The organism is Sphingomonas arantia (assembly GCF_042682045.1).
Classification (GTDB): domain Bacteria; phylum Pseudomonadota; class Alphaproteobacteria; order Sphingomonadales; family Sphingomonadaceae; genus Sphingomonas_R; species Sphingomonas_R arantia.
In genome coordinates, this window is the sequence record NZ_JBHUGS010000001.1 from 775,221 (window position 1) to 794,386 (window position 19,166).

The window sequence follows — 19,166 nt, forward strand, 5'->3', positions numbered from 1 at the left end:
ATGAACCATTTCGAACTGCGCGGCGGCGTGATGCATGTCGAGGACGTGTCGCTGCCGACATTGGCGGCGGCAGTCGGGACGCCGGTCTATGTTTATTCCACCGCCACGATCCTGCGCCATATCGCGGTGCTGCGCGAAGGGCTGCGTCAGGCGGAGAGCGGTCCGGACGGCCCGTGGATCGCGTTTGCGGTGAAGGCGAACCCCAACCGCGCGGTGCTGGCGACGATGGCGCGCGCGGGCCTCGGCGCCGACGTGGTGTCGGGGGGCGAGTTGCTGCGCGCGCTGGCGGCGGGCATCCCGGCGGACCGGATCGTGTTCTCGGGCGTGGGCAAGACCGCCGACGAGATGGCGCTGGCGCTGACCCACGGCGTCGGCCAGTTCAACGTGGAAAGCGAGCCCGAGGCGGCGACGCTGTCCGCGGTTGCGACGCGGTTGGGGATGACGGCGCGGGTCGCGTACCGGATCAATCCGGATGTCGATGCCGGCACGCATGCCAAGATTTCGACGGGCAAGTCGGACAACAAGTTCGGCATCCCGTACGACACCGCGGTCGCGGCCTATGGGCGAGCGGCGGCGTTGCCGGGGCTGCGCGTGCAGGGCGTGGCGGTGCATATCGGCAGCCAGCTGACCGACCTGAAGCCGCTGGAGGCGGCGTTCGTGCGGGTCGGCGGGCTGATCGGCGAGTTGCGCGCGGCGGGGCATGTGATCGTGACGGCGGACCTGGGCGGTGGGCTCGGCGTGCCGTACGATCCGTCGCATCCCGCGCCGCCGAGCCCGGGCGATTACGGCGCGATGGTGGCGCGGGTGACGCGCGGCTGGAACGTGCGGCTGATGTTCGAGCCCGGTCGGCTGATCGTCGGCAATGCCGGCATCCTGCTGTCCACCGTGGTGCGGGTGAAGGAGGGGTCGACGAGCCCCTGGGTCATCTTGGACGCGGCGATGAACGACCTGCTGCGGCCCAGCCTGTACGATGCATGGCACGATATCCAAGCGGTCGCCCCGGGCGGGGAACGGTTCGTCGCCAACGTAGTCGGCCCCGTCTGCGAAAGCGGCGATACCTTCGCTACGGGGCGGGACATGGACATGGTGGCGGAGGGCGACCTGGTCGCGTTCATGACCGCCGGTGCCTATGGCGCGACGATGGCGAGCACGTACAACAGCCGTGCGCTGACGCCCGAAGTCCTGGTCGACGGCGCGGAGTGGGCGGTGGTCCGCGCGCGCCAGCCGATCGAAACGCTCATCGCAGCCGACACGCTGCCGCCCTGGTTGGAGGAACAAGCATGACCCAAGTCCGCACCGCCGTCTTCCCCGTCGCCGGCCTCGGCACGCGGTTCCTGCCCGCGACCAAGGCGGTGCCCAAGGAGATGCTGCCGGTCGTCGACAAGCCGCTGATCCAATATGCGGTGGACGAGGCACTGGCCGCCGGGATCGAGACGATGGTGTTCGTCACCGGGCGCGGGAAGGGTGCGATCGAGGACTATTTCGACATCGCGTTCGAGCTGGAATCGACGCTGCACGCGCGCGCCAAGCATGCGATCCTTGAGTCGCTGGAAGGCACGCGGCTGGCCCCCGGCAACGTGGCGTTCGTGCGGCAGCAGGAGCCACTGGGCCTGGGCCATGCGGTGTGGTGCGCGCGGCATTTCATCGAGAACCAGCCGTTCGCCGTGCTGCTGGCCGACGAGCTGCTGTGGAACCCGGGCAATCCCTGCCTGAAGCAGATGGCCGAGACGCAGGACGCCAAGGGCGGCAACGTGATCGCCGTGCTGGAGGTGCCGCATGCCCATACGAGCCGCTACGGCATCGTGTCGCCCGGCGTGGTCGAAGGCGACGTGACGGAAGTGCTTGGGCTGGTCGAGAAGCCGAAGCCCGAGGACGCGCCGTCCCGGCTGGCGGCGATCGGCCGCTACATCCTGCAGCCCGAGGTGATGGAACTGCTCGGGCGCCAGGAAGCGGGTGCCGGCGGTGAGATCCAGCTGACCGACGCGATGGCGAAACTGATCGGCGTGCAGCCGTTCCACGCGCAGACCTTCGTCGGCCAGCGCCACGACTGCGGCGACAAGGCGGGCTTCATCCAGGCCAACATCGCGCTGGCGCTGGAGAATGCGGAGATCGGTCCGGTGATCCGGGAGTATCTGAAGGGGCTGTAACGGCTCGGCTCCGCAAGGCGCCGTGCCGGTTTGTCGTCCGGCGCTAGCGGGTGAAGAGGAAGCCGACGACGAAGACGAAGACGGCTCCCTCCAATATGCCGACCGAAACGATGCCGGCCGCGCGGAGAGGACCGATGGCGAGGACCTTGGCGAACCAGCGGGCCTCGACCGACCAGTAGTTGACGATGCCGAGCAGCAACAGGATGTGCCCGGCGCTGCGGGCCTGCGGATGCCCGTCCATGCCGAGGCTGGTCCCGATGCTGACGGCGAGCGCGAAGACCGCCGCGGGGTAGCATTGTTCGTAGAAGGGCTGGCGCAGCGCGCCGCGGTCGAGCGCGATCCCGCTGCGTCGCACCAGTCGCGCGGCGAGAAAAAGCGGAAACGACGCGAACACGATGACGCGCAGGACAAGCGCGCTGCCATTGTCGCTGACCAGCCCGGCCAGGCCGTGGCGGTTCGCGATGATCTCGTCCGTCTGGCCGAGGACCGTCGCGACGCTGTGCGCGAGGAGGAGGGCGAGGGCGAGGAACAGCGGGGGACTCAGCAAGGCGGCATATTGCTGATCGTCGGGGAGCGCGGCTTCACGCTCGATCTGTTCCATGATTTCGATCGGCCGGAAGACCGCTCGCCATAGGGTCAGTGGAAAGAACAGCAGCCAGCTCATCACTTCGTAGAGAAGTTCGTCGAGCGAGTTCAGCCACTTCATGAAATCCATACGGCATCATGCGAGATGCGTCGAACAGGCGCAACCGCGGATCGACATGCGACTAAAGTCGATAGCTTGGGATGGGGGATGATGGTTGTAGTCGTGATATCATCGAGCCGTAATAGTTCTGCTATTCGTGGTTAGCGGCGCTGGATCGCAGTCGAAACGATGGACGCTATGGTTCGATGGGCATATGTTCTGCGTACGATATTGTTGGGGCCAGTATCGGGACGGAGACATTCGCGATGCGCAGCGTGAGAATGATGACGGTTATGACCGTTTCGATCCTGGCTACGGCCGTACCGACCGGGGCGTTCGGGCAGACGACCGGTCTGGAAGACATGGTCGGCGCACGGGCCGGGCAGGCGGAGGGCGAACTGCAGCGTCGCGGCTATGTGAACACGGGCGGGTCGAAGGGCGACGATCGAAGCTACACCAACTGGTGGAGTGCGGCGCGCGGCCGGTGCGTGGCGATCGCGACGATGAACGGGCGGTACGACTCGATCACGCCGACCAGCCCACCGGATTGCCGGAAACCGGCCAATGCCCGCCCGGTGACCGACTATGCGGAGCGCCCCGCCTATCGTCCCGGCCGACCGTCTGCCGCGCGCGACGACGACCAGCCTTTGGTGGATGGCCGGGCCGTCAGTCTCGGCCTCGTCTGCTTCGGTGACGGGACGCGCGACGGGATCGCCAGCGGGACGTCGTGGACGTGGAACAGCCGGCGGGATCGGTACGAATATGGGCGGTACAACGAGACGCGGACCGAGCAGTTCGACGCGTCGCTGACCGTGCAGACTTGGGACGGCGGGGGGCGCATCCGCCTGCCCAAATCGCTGGTGCCGCCGCTCCATTCGCGCGGGAGCGACGGCTGGTGGGATCTGTCCGATGTCATGGTGGGTCCCGATACGATCCGGGCGACGTACCGGCTCAACGGTATGAACAAGCCGAAGGTCACGATCGACCGTCGCACCGGGCGGATCACCGTCAAGGGCTTCTCCGACTATGGGTTCCGCGGGACGTGCGACACGATCGGGCATGAGCAGCGCCGGTTCTGACTTCACCCACCGCGGTAACTATCCAGATCGATGCCATGCCGCGCGACCTTGTCGTAGAAGGTCTTGCGGGGAATGCCGAGGAGGGTGAGCGCGGTGCGGACGTCGCCGGCGGTCTGTTCGAGGGTGGTGCGCAGGATGGCGGCTTCGAACCGTTCGACGCGTTCGGGGAGCGTGGCGTCGGGAGTGGCGGCCTCGGGGGCTGGGGCGTCCACGCCGAGCACGACGCGCTGGGCGAAGTTGCGCAGTTCGCGGACGTTGCCGGGCCAGTCATGGTCGGCGAGCCGCGCCTGGACCGCGGCGTCGATGCGCGGCACGTCGCGGCCGAAACGCGTGGCGGCGAGCGTCAGCAGGTGGCCGAACAGCAGCGGCACGTCGGCGCGGCGTTCGCGTAGCGGCGGCACGCGCAGCCGGACCGCGTCGAGCCGGTAGAGCAGGTCCGCGCGGAACCGGCCGTCGGCGACCGCGACCGCCAGATCCTCCTTGGCCGCCGCGACGATGCGCAGGTCGAGCGTGCGAGGAGCCTCCGCGCCGATCGCCATGACCTCGCGCTCCTCGATCACGCGGAGGAGCTTGCCCTGGACGCCCGGCGTCATGCTTTCGATTTCGTCGAGGAAGAGCGTGCCGTGGTCGGACGCCTCGATCCGCCCGACGCGGGCCAGCCGCCCGCTGCCGCCATAGACATTGCCGAACAGCTCGCCCTCCGCGATCCCGTCGGGCAGGGCGGCGCAGTTGACCGCCACGAACGGCCGGGCGCGGCGCGCGCTGCCGCGGTGGAGAAGGGTGGCGACCATTTCCTTGCCGGTGCCGGTTTCGCCTTCGATCAGGATGTCGACCTCCGCCTGTGCCACCTGGACGATGGTGTCGCGCAGCCGCACCATGACCGCGGTTTCGCCGATCAGCGCGTCGCCGCCGGCCGCCTGTTCCGCCGCGGCGCGGAGCGCACGATTGTCGAGCACGAGGCGGCGGGTGGCCATGGCGCGACGTGCGCTGGCGATCAGGCGGTCGGCGGCGAACGGCTTCGTCACGAAATCATGCGCGCCGTCCTTGAGCGCGGCGACCGCCATCGCGACGTCGCCGTGGCCGGTCATGAGGATGACCGGGATCTCCGCATCGATCGCGGCGATGCGGCGGAACAGCTCGGTCCCCTCCATGCCCGGCATGCGCACGTCGCTGACCACGATGCCGGGGAAGGCGGGGTCGATGCGGGCGAGCGCGGCGGCGGGGCGGTGTTCGGCGATCACGTCGATGCCGGCCAGTTCGAACGCCTGCGCCAGCGCGCCGCGCAGGCCCTCATCGTCGTCGACCAGCAGGACCTGCATGTCGTTCTCCGTCATGTGGTGACCCGGACGAGCGTGGCGCGGAACGCCGCGCCGCCGAGCGGGGAGGCGACCGGTTCGAGCGTGCCGCCGAATTCGGTCATGATATCGCGCGCGATGCCGAGACCGAGCCCGAGGCCGTCCGCGCGGCCGGTGATGAACGGTTCGAACAGCGTGTCGAGCAGGTCGGGCGCGATGCCGGGGCCGTTGTCCGCGATCAGGATGGCGACGGTGTCGTCCTGCGCCACGATCGACAGGCGGACGCGCGCGTCGGGTCGGCCGGTGACCGCCTCCAGCGCGTTCTGGAGCAGGTTGACCAGCACCTGTTCCAGCCGGACGCGGCCGGCGCGGACGGTGGGGAGCGGGCCGGCGGGCAAAGCGCGTTCGAGCAGGACGCCGGCGGCGCGGAACCGGTCGCCGATCAGCAGGTGCGTGCCGTCGAGCACGTCGGCGAGTGGCACGGGGCCGACCTCCCGCGTGCCGCGCCGGGCGTAGCGCCGCAGTTCGGCGGTGATCGTGCCGATCCGCGCGGTCAGATCGACGATCGCGGACAGGTTGCCACGTGCACGGTCGGTGTCGTCGCGATCGAGCAGGGTGGCGGCGTTTTCGGCATAGGTACGGATCGTGGCGACGGGTTGGTTGATCTCGTGCGCGACGCCGGCGGTGATGGTGCCGATCGAGCCGAGCCGGTTGGCCTGCGCCAGTTCCTCGCGCGCGGCGCGGAAACGGCGGTCGGCGCGCTCGCGTTCGGCGACCTCGATGCGGAGCTGGTCGTTGGCGTCGGACAGCTCGATCGTGCGGCGCGCGACCTCCGCCTTCAGCTGTTCGGCGGAGGCACGCGCGCGGGCGGCGCGGGCGGCGCGCCAGGCCCAGGCGGCGGCGAGCGCGGCGAGCAGCACCGCGAGCACGAAGGTGGCCGAGCGGACTCGCGCGTCCGCGGCGCGGAGGGCGGGGGCTAGTCCGACGACGTGTAGCAGCCGCCAACCGGGCAGGTCGACCGCGACCGTGCCAACGACGATCGGCTGGCCGCGCCGGTCGTGCCCGCCGGTGCCGGCGATGGCGAAGGGGGCGGGCGGGAGGGTTTTGTCGCCGAATTGGAGCGAGGCGCGGATTGCGGCACGCTGCGCGGCGGACAGCGGCGCGGTGGTGGTGAAGCGGAGCGCGGGGTCACTGGCGATCAGCACGATGCCGCGGTGATCGACGACCAGCGTGGTGCCGCCGGCCGCCGCCCAGCTGCGCGCGATGCCCTGGAACTCGACCTTCACCACGACGACGCCAAGCACGCGCGGACCGTCCATGATGCGGCGCGCGAGGAAGAGGCCGGCGCGGCCGCTGACGTTGCCGAGCGCGAAATATTCGGCGTGACCGGTGCGGATCGCCTGCACGAAATAGGGGCGGAAGCCGTAGGTCCGCGCGACGAAGCTGTCGGCGCGGCCGGCGTTGGAGGCGGCGACGGTGAAGCCCGCCGGGTCAATCGCGTAGATCGCCGAGGCCCCGGTGCGCGCGGCGAGCAAGGCGAGCTTACCGTCGAGGCGGCGGGCGGCGGGGGAGGCATCCGACCGGGTCTTCATCGCGGCGCGGACGTCGGGATATTCATCGAGCACCAGCGGGAGCAGCCGGAATTTCTGGAGTTCGCTTTCGAGCAGGCGGGCGTGGGTGCGGGCGGCACGCATCGATTCCGCGGTCTGCGTGGCGACGGCCGCGCGCCGGGCGACCGCGCCGAACCCGACCGCGAAAGCCAGCAGCACGAGCAGCAGGAAGGCGGGGAGGATCAGTCGCCGGGAAACAAGGGCAAGGCGCGGCATGTGCGCTGAATACCGCACAAATGCCGTCTTGCCCATGCGTAACTCCGCACGGGTCTGCGGGATGTCCAGGCCCCGGCGAGGATTAACGCGTTGTTATAAATGGATAATAGGGCGGTCGAGATTTGATCTCGGCATCGTGTGGAAAACGCGTCATTGTCGCCGTCAGATCGAAGGACGCTCAATCGAGGCGTCCCTGAAGAGGATGGACGAGGTCGATGATCGCACAGGATTATGCCGTAGCCGAGGCGCCGAAGCGCGGACGGATATGGAGCCAGCTTTATTTCCAGGTGGTCGTCGCGATCATCCTGGGCGCGTTGCTCGGGCATTTCTACCCGGCGACGGGCGAGGCGCTGAAACCGCTGGGTGACGGGTTCATCAAGCTGGTGAAGATGATCATCTCGCCGGTCATCTTCCTGACCGTCGTCACCGGCATCGCGGGCATGCGCGAACTGGGTTCGGTCGGCCGCGTGGCGGGCAAGGCGTTCGCCTATTTCCTGTTCTTTTCGACGCTGGCGCTGGTCGTCGGCCTGGTGGTCGCCAATGTGGTGCAGCCGGGCGCGGGGATGAACATCGATGTCGCCTCGCTCGATACCGGTGCGATCAGCGATTATGCCGCCAAGGCTCATGAGACGACGATCACCGGCTTCCTGCTGTCGATCATCCCGACGACGCTGGTCAGCGCGTTCGTGGACGGCAACATCCTGCAGATCCTGTTCATCGCGATCCTGTTCGGCATCGCGCTGTCGCTGGTGGGTGAGCCCGCCAGGCCGATCCAGAACGCGTTCGAGCGGCTCGGCCTGATCGTGTTCCGACTGGTCGGCATCCTGATGCGGGCCGCGCCGATCGGTGCGTTCGGCGCGATCGCGTTCACGATCGGCAAGTACGGGATCGAGAGCCTCAAGAATCTCGGCATGCTGGTCGCGACCTTCTACCTGACGTCGGCGCTGTTCGTGCTGGTCGTGCTGGGTGCGGTGTGCTGGATGAACGGCTTCTCGATCCTGAAGCTGATCCGGTACCTGAAGGCCGAACTGCTGCTGGTGCTGGGGACGTCGTCGTCCGAGGCGGCGCTGCCCAACCTGATCACCAAGATGGAGGCCGCGGGCTGCGAGAAGTCGGTCGTCGGGCTCGTCGTGCCGACCGGGTATTCGTTCAACCTGGACGGGACCAACATCTACATGACGCTGGCCGCGCTGTTCATCGCGCAGGCGTGCAATGTGGACCTGACGCTGGGACAGGAGCTTTCGCTGCTCGCCGTCGCGATGATCTCGTCCAAGGGTGCCGCGGGCGTCACGGGCGCCGGGTTCATCACGCTGGCCGCCACGCTGTCGATCGTGCCGACCGTGCCGCTGGCCGGCATGGCGCTGATCCTGGGTGTCGACCGGTTCATGTCCGAATGTCGTTCGCTCACCAACTTCATCGGCAACGCGGTGGCCACGGTGGTCGTCGCGCGGTGGGAGAATGCGCTCGACAAGGATGCGCTGCATGCAGCACTCGACGGGCGGGCGCCTGCTCCGAAGTCTGACCCGGTCGTGACCGCGGCACCGCAGCTGGCGCGTCCGTAAGCCTTGCTTCCTGCGCGGCGTTCATGGGGCGCCGCGACATTGTTTTTGCGATTGGATACAGATGATGATCCGACCCTTCATGCTGGGGACGGCGTTCTGTGCGCTCGTCCCGACCTCCGCCTTCGCCGCCGTCGATGCCGCTGCGGCTGACATCGCTCAGGTGAGCGCGGCCGCCCCCGGGGACCGGGGCGAGGCACGGGCGCCCGCGACCCTCATCGCCGAGGGTTATCCGGCCAATGCGTCGGGCGACGGCGTGACGAACAACGGCTATAATCTGTCGCGCTGGGCCGAGGACTGGCGCGTCTACCGCGACCCGGCGAAGCGCGACGATTTCCTCGACAGCCTGAAATATGTACCGATCACCGCGGACGGGAACATCTACGCCACGTTCAGCGGCGAGCTTCGGCTGCGGATGAACCTGACGACCAATCCCGGCCTGCGGAAGGCCGAGGCGCAGCGGCAGGACATCAACCGCATCGTCGGCGGCGTTGACCTGCATTTGGGGCCGAACCTGCGCGTGTTCGGCGAGGTCGGACATGCCGGCATTGACGGACAGAATCTGGGCACGCCGGCCGCCAACCTGCGGAACGACTTCGCGGTCCAGCAGCTGTTCGTCGAGGCGCGTGGCAATATCGCCGGGCTGGACAGCGGGATCCGCGTCGGACGGCAGGAGTTCATCGACGGATCCAACCTGCTGACGTCGGCGCGCGACAACAACACGTTGCGGTTCGTGCTGAACGGTGTGCGTGCCTATGCGCGCGGCAAGGTGGCGCGGGTCGACCTGTTCGACTTCACCTATACGCGTTACGGCACCGAGGGACTGGGCGACGATCCGCGCGACAAGGATCGCCGCTTTTCGGGCGCCGTGGTCGGCTATGCGGTCCCGACCGACCTGTTCGGGAAATCGAAGCTGTACCTCGACCCGTTCGTGTATCGTTTGCGGACGCGCGAACAGGTGTGGGGCCCGACCACAGCGCGCGAGGAGCGGATGTTTGCCGGCGTCCACGCCTGGGGCGATGTGGGGCCGGTGACGATCGACTGGACGGTGAACCACCAGTTCGGGACGTATGACGGCCGCGACATCGACGCATGGCAGGCGTTCATCGCGCAGACCTACAAGCTGGGGACATCCGCAACCGCGCCGCGGATCGGCGTGCATCTGGATTATGGTTCGGGCGGCGGATCCTACGGCACGGGCAAGCTGAAAGTGGCGAGCGGGCTGTTCGGTAACAACATCTACTACAGCTACGGCCTGTTCCTGACGCCGCAGAACTTCATGGGCGTGGCACCCAATTTCACGTTCAATCCGATCAAGCCGCTGCGCGTGACCGCGGAATATCAGTTCGCCTGGCGACCGAGCGAGACTGACGGCGTGTACCGTGCGAACGGCAGCGCCTTTGCCGGCACGGAAACGGTGCGCGGCAAGGAAGTGGGGCAGGTCGCGCGGTTGCAGGCCGTCTGGGCGATCACGCCGCGGCTGTCCTTCACCGGGCGGCTCGAGCATCTGAAGGCGGGCGACGCGTTTACGCGCGCGGGATACCGGAACAGCATGTTCGGCGCGGGCTGGATCAGTTTCCGGTTCTGAGGCGGCCCGCCTGACGGCGCGGGAAAGGTACCGATCACGGCCGCCGGCTTTGCGCGCCGGCAGCGGATGCGGCAGAAGATCGATTCAGGGAGAATGACATGACGGCCACCGACATGGGCCATGCGCCCCCCGATCGCGGGATGCGATTGAAGTCCATCATCGGCGGATCGACCGGCAATCTGGTCGAATGGTATGACTGGTACGTCTATTCCGCGTTCACGCTGTATTTCGCGCCGCATTTCTTTCCGAAGGGCGACCGGACGGCGCAGCTGCTGAGTGCCGCCGCGATCTTTGCGGTCGGGTTCCTGATGCGGCCGATCGGTGCGTGGATCATGGGCGTCTATGCCGACCGCAAGGGGCGCAAGGCGGGGCTGACACTGTCTGTGACGCTGATGTGCGCGGGGTCGCTGCTGATCGCGGTGACGCCGGGTTATGAGACGATCGGGGTGATGGCGCCGACGCTGCTGGTGATCGCGCGGCTGATGCAGGGCCTGTCGGTGGGCGGCGAATATGGCGCGAGTGCGACCTATCTGTCCGAAATGGCGGGCAAGGACCGGCGCGGTTTCTATTCCAGCTTCCAGTATGTGACGCTGATTTCCGGGCAGCTGCTCGCGATCTGCGTGCTGCTGATCCTGCAGTCGACGATGGCGGAAGCGGAACTGGACGCCTGGGGGTGGCGCATTCCGTTCGCGATCGGCGGCGTGCTGGCGGTCGTGGTGTTCTACCTGCGCCGCGGGCTGGCCGAGACGCAGAGCTTTACCAAGGCGAAGGCGGAGGGTGCGCCCAAGTCCGGGTTCATGCAGCTGATCACCAAGCATCCGCGCGAGACCGCGACCGTGATGCTGCTGACCGCCGGCGGTACGCTCGCCTTCTACGCATACTCGATCTACATGCAGAAATTCCTGGTCAACACGTCCGGGTTCAGCCGCGAGATCGCGTCGCAGATCAATGCCGCGACTCTGTTCGTGTTCATGCTGATCCAGCCGCTGGCGGGCGCCTTGTCGGACAGGATCGGGCGCAAGCCGTTGATGGTCGGGTTCGGCGTGCTGGGCGTGCTGGCGACCTATCCGATCTTCACCGCGCTGGAGACGACCCGCGATCCGGTGGTGGCGGGGCTGCTGGTGATGGGCGCGCTGATCATCGTCACGGGCTACACGTCGATCAACGCGGTGGTGAAGGCGGAGCTGTTCCCCGCGCATATCCGCGCGCTGGGCGTGGCATTGCCCTATGCGCTGGCCAACACGATCTTCGGCGGAACGGCGGAATATGTCGCGCTGTCGTTCAAGGATTATGGCTGGGAGCGGGGCTTCTATTGGTACGTCACCGCGATGATCGCGATCTCGCTGGTGGTGTATATCCGGATGCGCGACACGTCGAAAAACAGCCAGATCCTCGAGGATTGATCGGTATCAAGTGTGGACCCGTGCGCCGTCCCGAGGTGTTGAGCGACCGAACCAACATCGAAAGGACGGCCGGGCTATGGCGATCTTCAACAAAGACATGATCGAGCAGGCGACCAAGAACACGCTGTACCAGAAGGAAGTGTATCTGGACGACAACATCCAGATCGTGATGATGAGCATCGAGCCGGGCGACGACATCGGCGCCGAAACGCACGAAGCCGATCAGACGACGTTCTTCGTCAGCGGCGAGGGGCAGGCCGTGCTCGACGGCAGCAAGACCAAGGTGACCGGGAACCACGTCGTGGTGATTCCGCAGGGTGTCGAGCACAACATCATCAACAAGGGCGACGAACCGCTGAAGCTGTTCACCGTCTATGCGCCTCCAGCCGAAGAGCCGGGGATCAGCCACAAGACCAAGGCCGAGGCGGATGCCGCCGAGGAAGCCGAAGAGGATTGATCTGCGCGTCGCTGCTTAGCGGCGAGTAAGTGAGAAGCGGCGGCATCCTGTGAGGGGTGCCGCCGTTTTTGTCTTGGGGTTGTGAGCTGTTGGCTTCTCGACTTCGCTCGGGATGGGCGGGGATTTACCCCTGAACTCCGTTCGGTTCGAGCCTGTCGAGAACGTTGCGCGGCGTTCTCGACAGGCTCGAACCGAACGGCCCTGTTGTATTTAGCTCAGTCGCCTTCGGTCAGGGCGGAGACGGCGGCGAAGAGTTCGGCCTGGCGGAAAGGCTTGGCGAGGCGGGGGAGGTCGGGGTCGAGGCTTTCGACCTCGGCATAGCCGGACACGATCAGGACGGGCACGTGCGGCCAGCGCGTGCGGACCGTGCGGGCGAGCGCGACGCCGGTCATGCCGGGCATCAGGTGATCGGTGACGACGAGGTCGATCGGGCGGCCGGCGGAAAGGAGTGCGAGACCTTCCTCCGCCGATGCGGCTTCGGTGACCTTGTAGCCGAGGTCGGCGAGCATGTCGGCGGTGCTGAGTCGGACGAAATCCTCGTCGTCGATGACCAGCGCGTTGCCCGTTGCATTGGGACCGCGGCCGGTGATGGAAAGGGGAGCCGCGATTGTTTCCGCGCTGATCGGCAGCCACAGTTCGATGCGCGTGCCCTGTCCACGCCGGCTGACGATGGTCAACGCGCCACCGAGTTGCGCAGCGAGACCGTGGACCATCGACAGACCGAGACCGGTGCCCTTGCCGATGCCCTTGGTCGAGAAGAACGGTTCGATCGCGCGGGCGATCGTCGCCTCGTCCATGCCGGTGCCGGTATCCGACACGCATAGGCGAACATAGTCGGCGGGCGGCAGGCCGGACCGGTGGCCGGGACCGACCGTTTCGGGCGACGCGGCAATAGTCAGCGTGCCACCGTCGGGCATCGCGTCGCGCGCGTTCACCGCCAGGTTCAGGATCGCCATTTCGACCTGGTTCGCATCGGCCGTGGCGGCGGGTACGTCGGGCGCGACGTCGACGACCAGCCGGACTTGCGGGCCGGACGTGCTGGTGATGAGATCGACCATGCCGTCAATCAGTTCGCCGAGGTCGATCGCGGCGGTCTTGAGCGGCTGGCGGCGGGCAAAGGCGAGGAGCCGCTGAACGAGCGTCTGAGCGCGTTCGGCGGACTGCATCGCGCCGGCGATCAGGCGTTGCTGGCGCGCCGTGCCGAAGCCGTGGCGTTGCAGCATGTCGAGGCCGCCGATGATCGGGGTGAGCAGGTTGTTGAAGTCATGCGCGACGCCGCCGGTCAGCTGGCCCATCGCCTCCAGCTTCTGCGACTGGCGAAGCGCGTCCTGCGCCTGTTCCAGTTCGGCCTGGCGCGCCTTGTCGCGCGTGACGTCGCGGGCGATGCAGTAATAAAGCCCGTCCTCGGGCACGACCGTCCAGGACAGCCACCGGTAGCCGCCGTCGCGGTGCCGCTGACGGTTTTCGTAGCCGGCGAGCGGCTTGTCCTCGCCCAGTTCGACCAGCGCGCGGCGCGCGTCGGCGACGTCGTCGGGATGAATCAGATCGAACGCGCTGCGCCCGACCAGTTCGCGCTCGGTCCAGCCGAGCAGTAGTTCCCAGGCGGGATTCACCGCCTCGAACAATCCCTCCGCATCGATGACGCAGAGCAGGTCGGGCGTGACGACCCAGGTCCGGCCACGCTGGCGGGCGCGATCGATGACGCGCCGTTCCAGATCGATGTTGAGTGCGCGGAGATTGGCCTCGCTTTCGCGCAACGCCGCCTCCGCCGCGCGGCGGGCGGTGACATCGACGAAGGTGCAGACCGCACCCTCGACCCGGCCGTCGCGGACGATGGGGTGGGCGCGATATTCGACGGGCATCGCCGTGCCGTCGATCCGGAAGAACAGTTCGTCCAGCACCTGCGAGGGCTGCCCGTCGCGCGCGCAGCGGAGGATCGGGCACTCGCTGGCCGGATAGGAGGATCCGTCCGCGCGGCTGTGGTGGATGACGTCGTGCAGGCTGTGGCCGATGACCGCGTCCTCGGACGCGAAGCCGAGCATCGCGAGGAACGCCGGGTTGCAGAGCGTGGTGCGCCCCTCGGTATCGACCGCGTAGAACCCCTCCGCCGTCGAATCGAGGAGGAGGCGCGTATAGGCTTCGCTGTCGCGCAGTGCCTGTTCCGCCTCGCGCCGTTCGTCGATGTCGATGACCGAACCGACGAAGCCGAGCCATGCGCCGTCCGCGCCGAACCGAGGCGCGGCGGCATCGATGGCGTAGCGATATTCGCCGTCCGCGCGGCGCAGGCGATATTCGACACGGAACGGCACGCGGCCGCTGTTCGCGTCGACGAAGGTGCGTTCGGCCATCGCGCGATCGTCCGGATGGGTCGCATCGAGCCAGCCGAAGCCGAGCGCCTGTTCCTCCGTCTGACCGGTATAGTCGTACCATAGTCGGTTGAGGTAGGTGCAGCGGCCTTCGGCGTCGGTGACCCACATCATGACCGGCGAATGATCGGCCATGTTGCGGAACCGGGCGTCGGCTTCCGTTTGCGTCCGCAGCGCGCGGCGCAGGTCGATCAGCCGCATCACCTGCCGCGCCAGCCGTTCGAGCGCGCGGATCTGGAGGGGGTCGAGCGTGCGGGGGCGGCGGTCGAGCACGCAGATCGTGCCGATGATGTGCCCGTCCGCCGTGCGCAGCGGCATGCCCGCGTAGAAGCGCAGGCCCATCTGCTTCACCAGCGCATTGTCGATAAAGCGCGGGTCGAGCAGCGTGTCGGGGACGATCAGCAGGTCGTCGGCGGCGATCGCATGGATGCAGAAGGAGTCGCCCGCCGCGGTTTCGCGAACGTCGAAGCCGACCGTGGCCTTGAACCATTGCCGTTCCTGCTCGACGAAGCTGACCAGCGCGATCGGCGTGTCGCAGATGTCGGCGGCGAGCGCCGCGAGATCGTCGAAATCGCGTTCCGGCGGCGTGTCGAGGATGCCGCAGGCGAGCAGCGCGGCGACGCGCGGGCCATCGTTCGGGCGCGGAGCGTGCCACCAGGGCGTCTGGGTTTCGGCCCCGGTCTGGCCAGCGTCCGTCATTCCGACCCGTTCCTGCTTAGCCCTAATCAGCGCGGGCCCGTCCCATGCCGATTGATCGGGATTAAGTCCAGTCCGGACAACCCGGCTTTGAAACCTCTCGCCGAGACGGTACGTTCCCCCGGAAGATGACTCCGCTAGGGGTCCCCCGTGAAGGAGAATGCGATGCCGGCCGTTCGTCTGGAAACCAAGCGCGTGGAAAAGCCGTGGGGACGCGAGACCCTGTGGGCCGGTTTCGATCCGGTGCCCGCCGGCGGAGCCCCGGTCGGCGAGATCTGGTTCCAGCATCCGGACGGGCGCGACACGGACCTGCTGGTGAAATATCTGTTCACCAGCCAGAAGCTGTCGATCCAGGTGCACCCGGACGACGCGCAGGCGCAGGCGCGCGGTTATCCGCGCGGCAAGAGCGAGGCGTGGGTCATTTTGGCGGCGGAACCGGACGCGACGATCGCGATCGGCACGAAGGAGCCGATGACCGCGGACGAGCTGCGCGCTGCGTCACTCGACGGGTCGATCGACGACGACATGGTGTGGCACAAGGTGAAGAAGGACGACTTCTATTACTCGGCGGCCGGCACGGTCCATGCGATCGGGCCCGGCCTGACGCTGGTCGAAGTGCAGCAGAATGTCGACCTGACGTACCGGCTGTATGATTATGGCAGCGACCGCGAGCTGCATCTGGACGACGGCGTCGCGGTGTCGGACGCGGTGCCATATGTGCCGCCCTACACCCCCGCGCCGATCACGGACGACCGGATCATGATGGCGGACAGCCCCAAGTTCGTGCTGGAACGCTGGTCCTGCACGGGCGAAGGGACGCTGCGCAGCGACGGGCGGCCGATCTGGCTGACCCCGCTGGCGGGCGAGGGCATGATCGACGGCGAGCCGTTCCTGGCCGGTGGCGTGTGGATGGCGGATGGCGACACGAAGCTGACGCTGGGTGCCGGGACCGACCTGCTGGTGCTGTACACCGGACCGGGCGCGAACCCGACGATCTGGGGCTGAGGCTTCATGCGGCGGGGGCGGTCTGCCTCCGCCGCCAAGTTATTTGGGCGCAGGCGGGGGCAAGCCGTGCGCCAAGCGAAAACAGGATAGCATGACATGGCATCGGGACTGGTAGCCCTGCTGGACGATATCGCCGGCATCACGAAGCTGGCGGCGGCGTCGCTCGACGATATCGGCGCCGCGGCGGGCAAGGCCGGGACGAAAGCCGCCGGCGTGGTGGTGGACGATGCCGCCGTGACGCCCAACTATGTCGTGGGGTTCAGCCCGGACCGCGAGCTGCCGATCATCGCGCGGATCGCCAAGGGGTCGTTGCGTAACAAGCTGGTCTTCATCCTGCCGGTGGCGCTGGCGCTCAGTGCGTTCGCGCCGTGGGCGCTGAACCCGCTGCTGATGATCGGCGGGACCTATCTGTGCTTCGAAGGGGCGGAAAAGCTGCTCGAGGCGTTCGGCGGTGGGCATGATCAAGCGGCCGAGGCGGAGGCGACGCTCGATAGCAAGGCGCTCGAGGAGCAGAAGGTCGGCGGCGCGATCCGCACCGACTTCATCCTGTCGGCGGAGATCATGGTCATCGCGCTGAACGAAGTGGCGTCGGGCACGATCTGGAACCAGGCGATCGTGCTGGCGGTGGTCGGCGTGCTGATCACGATCGCGGTGTACGGCGCGGTCGCGCTGATCGTGAAGATGGACGATATCGGGCTGTACCTGTCGCGCAAGCCATCGTCCGGCGTGGCGATGTTCGGGCGCGGCCTGGTGAAGGGCATGCCGATCCTGATGAAGGCGCTGAGCATCATCGGGACGGCGGCGATGCTGTGGGTCGGCGGTGGTATCATCCTGCACGGGCTGGAGGGGTTCGGCGTGTCGGGCCCGGCGCATGTGGTGCATGACTGGGCTGTCGCGGCGGGGGCTGCGGTGCCTGCTGTGGGTGGCGCGGTGGAGTGGATCGTGTCCGCGGCGGCGGCGGGTGTGCTGGGTGTGGTCGTCGGGGCGGTGGTTGTTGCGGTGGTCCACCGGTTCAAGCACTGACTTTCCCGCGGGTTCAGTCCTTGCCGAGGATCGTGCGGGCCTTGCCGATCGCGCGGTAGGCGAGCGATTTGGCGTGGTTCTGGGCGGGGAAGCGGGCGGGCATGGCCGGGTCGATCCCGGTGCGGCGGAGGATGGCGTTCAGGCCGTGCGCGCTCGCCTCGCGGTAACTCCATTCCGATCGCCAGGTGATCGAGAAGGAGATCGAGGTCGACGGGCCGTTGCGGACGAAGTGCGGTGCCTTGACGGGCACGTGGACCGCCTGACCGGGTTCGAGATTGACCGCGACGCCCTTGGCCAGGAAGGCGTCCTGCCACGGCAGGTTGCGGTGGCCGCCCATGTGGAAAGTTTCGTGCTGGAGCGGGGCGGCGATGGTCGGGTCGTCCGCGGGGAAGACCGTCATCGTCTTTGTGCCGCGCAGTTGCAGCAGGATGTTGTGTTCGGGATCGAAGTGGAACGGCGTCATCGAGCCGGGCGACGAGACGAAGATGAAGCCCTCCATCTTCAGCATCGGGCCGGTGGTGGGATCGACGACGGGACGTAGTTCGTGGAGCGTCTCCTCCAGGATCGCCTTATAGACCGGGTCGCGCTCGACGAATTTCAGGACCATCCACGATCCGTTGTCCTCGATCGACCGGATCGTCGCGGCGATGTCGAGCCCGTTGGCGACGTCCGCCTTCGGATCGACGCCGACGGGCAGGTCGCCGCGATTATACTCGACCTGCGCCGGGTCGAGCCGCGTCGCCAGATCGACCAGCGCGTCGAGCGCGAAGGCGGGGTGGCCGGCAAGGCCGTGGTCGATGCGGCCGGGACGCTCCGGGTAGAGCGCCTTGAAATCGGCGAGGGCGGCGGGCGCGAACACGGGATCAATCGGCATGGGATGGCTCCGGTGGAGTGCGGCGGACGCGGGCGGCGAGCCGTTCGGCGAGGCGGCACAGCTTGAACGTTAGGCGGCGGCGCGGGCCGGCGAGCGGGACGGTCAGCCGAACGAGCGTACGGCGTTCGCCCCACAGGCTGTTGATCATCGAATGGTTTTCGACGGCGCAGCTGTCCATCCAGGCGATGTCGGTGTGATCCAGAATGTCGAGATTGGCGACCTGGATCAGAACGCCGGGGGAGAAACGCGCATAGGCTTCGTCGAACGCGATCTTGAACGAGAAGCTGCCGGGCGCGGTGAGGAAGTTGACGAGCATCGCGACGGGCGCGCCGTCGAGGTCGATCCGCAGCAGGTCGAGCCGGCCCGCCTCGTGCGCGCCCCGGAGTGCGGCGCGGAAGAAGGCGGCGGTTTCGGGGCGGCTCGCGAGTGCGGAGCCGGCGGTACCCTTCCAGCCCGATGCCTCCAGCGTCAGGAACGCGTCGGTCCAGGCATCGAGATCGTCGCCGACCGCGAAATGGCACGTGGCGACGGTGCCGGCTTCGGCGAGCCGCTGTTCGAGGCGCTTGATCTCCTTGCGCTTTTTCTTGCGGACGGTGTGCTCGTAATAGGCCGCGGGGCCGAGCGTCGACTGGAGCAGCGCGCGGTCGTGGCTGTGGACGATGTCGCAGGGCCGCCCGCGCGCCGCCGCCGCGGCGACCAAGCCGTGGTGGACCGGGCCGTCGGCGGGGATGGCGGTCAGGTGGAACAGGCCGCGTGCCCAGCGCGCTCCGTCGAGCTGATCGAGGATCGCGCCCCAGAATAACGCTTCAAGTCCGGCGCGGACGAGCGGCGTGCCGAGAAAGCTGTGATAATGGAGCGCGTTCTGGACATGCGCGACGGGCAGCCGGCCATAGTGCCGCGCGATGCAGACCGGCAGCAGCCCGATCAGGACGCACCCCTGTCGCACGACAAGCAGCCGCACATCGGTTGCGCCGGGCAGGTGTGCGGATGCGGCCGCGAACCACGGTTCGGCAAAGGCGTTGGGTTCCGCGGCATGTGGCACGAGCGCCGCCCAGTCGGCCATCAGCGCGGACATCTGCGCCGCATCGACCGCGCGCACGCACACCGCGACCGCTGGGGCGGCGGGCGGCGCGGCATGGATGCGGTCGAGGTGCATGGTGACT

General features: G+C 67.7%; 15 protein-coding genes. 9 read left to right on the plus strand and 6 right to left on the minus strand.

The genetic code is table 11. The annotated features are described in order from the left end of the window. Both lysA and galU read left to right on the plus strand, forming a co-directional pair. Positions 1-1,284 carry a diaminopimelate decarboxylase gene (gene lysA / locus ACFSGX_RS03720; RefSeq protein ID WP_380927574.1) on the plus strand — a complete coding sequence of 428 codons (1,284 nt, stop codon included), beginning with the start codon at positions 1-3 and terminating at the stop codon, positions 1,282-1,284. Next, positions 1,281-2,147, plus strand: coding sequence for a UTP--glucose-1-phosphate uridylyltransferase GalU (gene galU, locus ACFSGX_RS03725; protein WP_380927576.1), 867 nt, complete (start codon positions 1,281-1,283; stop codon positions 2,145-2,147). Before lysA ends, galU begins: the two co-directional genes overlap by 4 nt. Positions 2,148-2,190: 43 nt before the next feature. Here the strand turns inward: galU and ACFSGX_RS03730 are convergent, their stop codons facing one another. Next, entirely contained in the window at positions 2,191-2,853 is a 663-nt protein-coding gene (locus ACFSGX_RS03730) for a hypothetical protein (RefSeq protein WP_380927577.1), read from the minus strand. A 272-nt stretch (positions 2,854-3,125) separates the two neighbouring features. On the opposite strand from ACFSGX_RS03730, the gene ACFSGX_RS03735 reads away from it, so the two are divergent. Continuing rightward, positions 3,126-3,911 (plus strand): hypothetical protein, encoded by a 786-nt coding sequence (locus ACFSGX_RS03735; RefSeq protein ID WP_380927579.1) that lies wholly within the window; start codon positions 3,126-3,128, stop codon positions 3,909-3,911. A gap of 2 nt (positions 3,912-3,913) precedes the next feature. Here the strand turns inward: ACFSGX_RS03735 and ACFSGX_RS03740 are convergent, their stop codons facing one another. Together ACFSGX_RS03740 and ACFSGX_RS03745 are read right to left on the minus strand one after the other, a co-directional pair. Next, positions 3,914-5,245 (minus strand): sigma-54-dependent transcriptional regulator, encoded by a 1,332-nt coding sequence (locus ACFSGX_RS03740; protein WP_380927581.1) that lies wholly within the window; start codon positions 5,243-5,245, stop codon positions 3,914-3,916. Next, entirely contained in the window at positions 5,242-7,032 is a 1,791-nt protein-coding gene (locus ACFSGX_RS03745; RefSeq protein WP_380927582.1) for a sensor histidine kinase, read from the minus strand. Before ACFSGX_RS03745 ends, ACFSGX_RS03740 begins: the two co-directional genes overlap by 4 nt. A gap of 215 nt (positions 7,033-7,247) precedes the next feature. Here ACFSGX_RS03745 and ACFSGX_RS03750 point away from each other — a divergent pair, with 215 nt between their 5' ends. The 4 genes from ACFSGX_RS03750 (at position 7,248) to ACFSGX_RS03765 (ending at position 12,039) form a co-directional block, all read left to right on the plus strand. After that, positions 7,248-8,594, plus strand: a complete 1,347-nt coding sequence (locus ACFSGX_RS03750) for a dicarboxylate/amino acid:cation symporter (protein ID WP_380927584.1) — start codon at positions 7,248-7,250, stop codon at positions 8,592-8,594. Between the two features lie 61 nt (positions 8,595-8,655). Continuing rightward, the gene (locus tag ACFSGX_RS03755) at positions 8,656-10,179 is read left to right on the plus strand and encodes an alginate export family protein (RefSeq protein ID WP_380927585.1); all 1,524 of its coding nucleotides are present in this window, start codon (positions 8,656-8,658) and stop codon (positions 10,177-10,179) included. A 98-nt stretch (positions 10,180-10,277) separates the two neighbouring features. Next, on the plus strand, positions 10,278-11,582 hold the full coding sequence (locus ACFSGX_RS03760; RefSeq protein WP_380927587.1) for an MFS transporter: 1,305 nt from the start codon (positions 10,278-10,280) through the stop codon (positions 11,580-11,582). Positions 11,583-11,658: 76 nt separating this feature from the next. Further along, entirely contained in the window at positions 11,659-12,039 is a 381-nt protein-coding gene (locus ACFSGX_RS03765; RefSeq protein WP_380927589.1) for a cupin domain-containing protein, read from the plus strand. Between the two features lie 215 nt (positions 12,040-12,254). Here ACFSGX_RS03765 and ACFSGX_RS03770 read toward each other — a convergent pair whose 3' ends face one another. Then, a complete protein-coding gene (locus tag ACFSGX_RS03770; protein WP_380927590.1) occupies positions 12,255-15,104 on the minus strand; it encodes a PAS domain S-box protein in 2,850 nt (949 codons plus the stop codon). 162 nt (positions 15,105-15,266) lie between these two features. Here ACFSGX_RS03770 and ACFSGX_RS03775 point away from each other — a divergent pair, with 162 nt between their 5' ends. After that, on the plus strand, positions 15,267-16,106 hold the full coding sequence (locus ACFSGX_RS03775; protein ID WP_380927591.1) for a class I mannose-6-phosphate isomerase: 840 nt from the start codon (positions 15,267-15,269) through the stop codon (positions 16,104-16,106). A gap of 96 nt (positions 16,107-16,202) precedes the next feature. Further along, complete coding sequence (locus ACFSGX_RS03780; protein ID WP_380927592.1) at positions 16,203-17,129, plus strand: DUF808 domain-containing protein; 927 nt, start codon at positions 16,203-16,205, stop codon at positions 17,127-17,129. A 13-nt stretch (positions 17,130-17,142) separates the two neighbouring features. On the opposite strand, the gene ACFSGX_RS03785 is transcribed toward ACFSGX_RS03780, so the two are convergent. Together ACFSGX_RS03785 and ACFSGX_RS03790 are read right to left on the minus strand one after the other, a co-directional pair. Beyond that, positions 17,143-18,003, minus strand: coding sequence for a cupin domain-containing protein (locus tag ACFSGX_RS03785; protein ID WP_380927594.1), 861 nt, complete (start codon positions 18,001-18,003; stop codon positions 17,143-17,145). Continuing rightward, complete coding sequence (locus ACFSGX_RS03790) at positions 17,993-19,159, minus strand: GNAT family N-acetyltransferase (RefSeq protein WP_380927595.1); 1,167 nt, start codon at positions 19,157-19,159, stop codon at positions 17,993-17,995. Before ACFSGX_RS03790 ends, ACFSGX_RS03785 begins: the two co-directional genes overlap by 11 nt. Positions 19,160-19,166 lie beyond the last annotated feature (7 nt).

What these genes read in the sequence shown, in the direction of transcription:
- lysA (WP_380927574.1), top strand. Translation starts at nt 1, where the DNA reads ATGAACCATTTCGAACTGCGCGGCGGCGTGATGCATGTCGAGGACGTG.
- galU (WP_380927576.1), top strand. Translation starts at nt 1,281, where the DNA reads ATGACCCAAGTCCGCACCGCCGTCTTCCCCGTCGCCGGCCTCGGCACG.
- ACFSGX_RS03730 (WP_380927577.1), bottom strand. Translation starts at nt 2,853, where the DNA reads ATGAAGTGGCTGAACTCGCTCGACGAACTTCTCTACGAAGTGATGAGC.
- ACFSGX_RS03735 (WP_380927579.1), top strand. Translation starts at nt 3,126, where the DNA reads ATGACCGTTTCGATCCTGGCTACGGCCGTACCGACCGGGGCGTTCGGG.
- ACFSGX_RS03740 (WP_380927581.1), bottom strand. Translation starts at nt 5,245, where the DNA reads ATGACGGAGAACGACATGCAGGTCCTGCTGGTCGACGACGATGAGGGC.
- ACFSGX_RS03745 (WP_380927582.1), bottom strand. Translation starts at nt 7,032, where the DNA reads ATGCCGCGCCTTGCCCTTGTTTCCCGGCGACTGATCCTCCCCGCCTTC.
- ACFSGX_RS03750 (WP_380927584.1), top strand. Translation starts at nt 7,248, where the DNA reads ATGATCGCACAGGATTATGCCGTAGCCGAGGCGCCGAAGCGCGGACGG.
- ACFSGX_RS03755 (WP_380927585.1), top strand. Translation starts at nt 8,656, where the DNA reads ATGATGATCCGACCCTTCATGCTGGGGACGGCGTTCTGTGCGCTCGTC.
- ACFSGX_RS03760 (WP_380927587.1), top strand. Translation starts at nt 10,278, where the DNA reads ATGACGGCCACCGACATGGGCCATGCGCCCCCCGATCGCGGGATGCGA.
- ACFSGX_RS03765 (WP_380927589.1), top strand. Translation starts at nt 11,659, where the DNA reads ATGGCGATCTTCAACAAAGACATGATCGAGCAGGCGACCAAGAACACG.
- ACFSGX_RS03770 (WP_380927590.1), bottom strand. Translation starts at nt 15,104, where the DNA reads ATGACGGACGCTGGCCAGACCGGGGCCGAAACCCAGACGCCCTGGTGG.
- ACFSGX_RS03775 (WP_380927591.1), top strand. Translation starts at nt 15,267, where the DNA reads ATGCCGGCCGTTCGTCTGGAAACCAAGCGCGTGGAAAAGCCGTGGGGA.
- ACFSGX_RS03780 (WP_380927592.1), top strand. Translation starts at nt 16,203, where the DNA reads ATGGCATCGGGACTGGTAGCCCTGCTGGACGATATCGCCGGCATCACG.
- ACFSGX_RS03785 (WP_380927594.1), bottom strand. Translation starts at nt 18,003, where the DNA reads ATGCCGATTGATCCCGTGTTCGCGCCCGCCGCCCTCGCCGATTTCAAG.
- ACFSGX_RS03790 (WP_380927595.1), bottom strand. Translation starts at nt 19,159, where the DNA reads ATGCACCTCGACCGCATCCATGCCGCGCCGCCCGCCGCCCCAGCGGTC.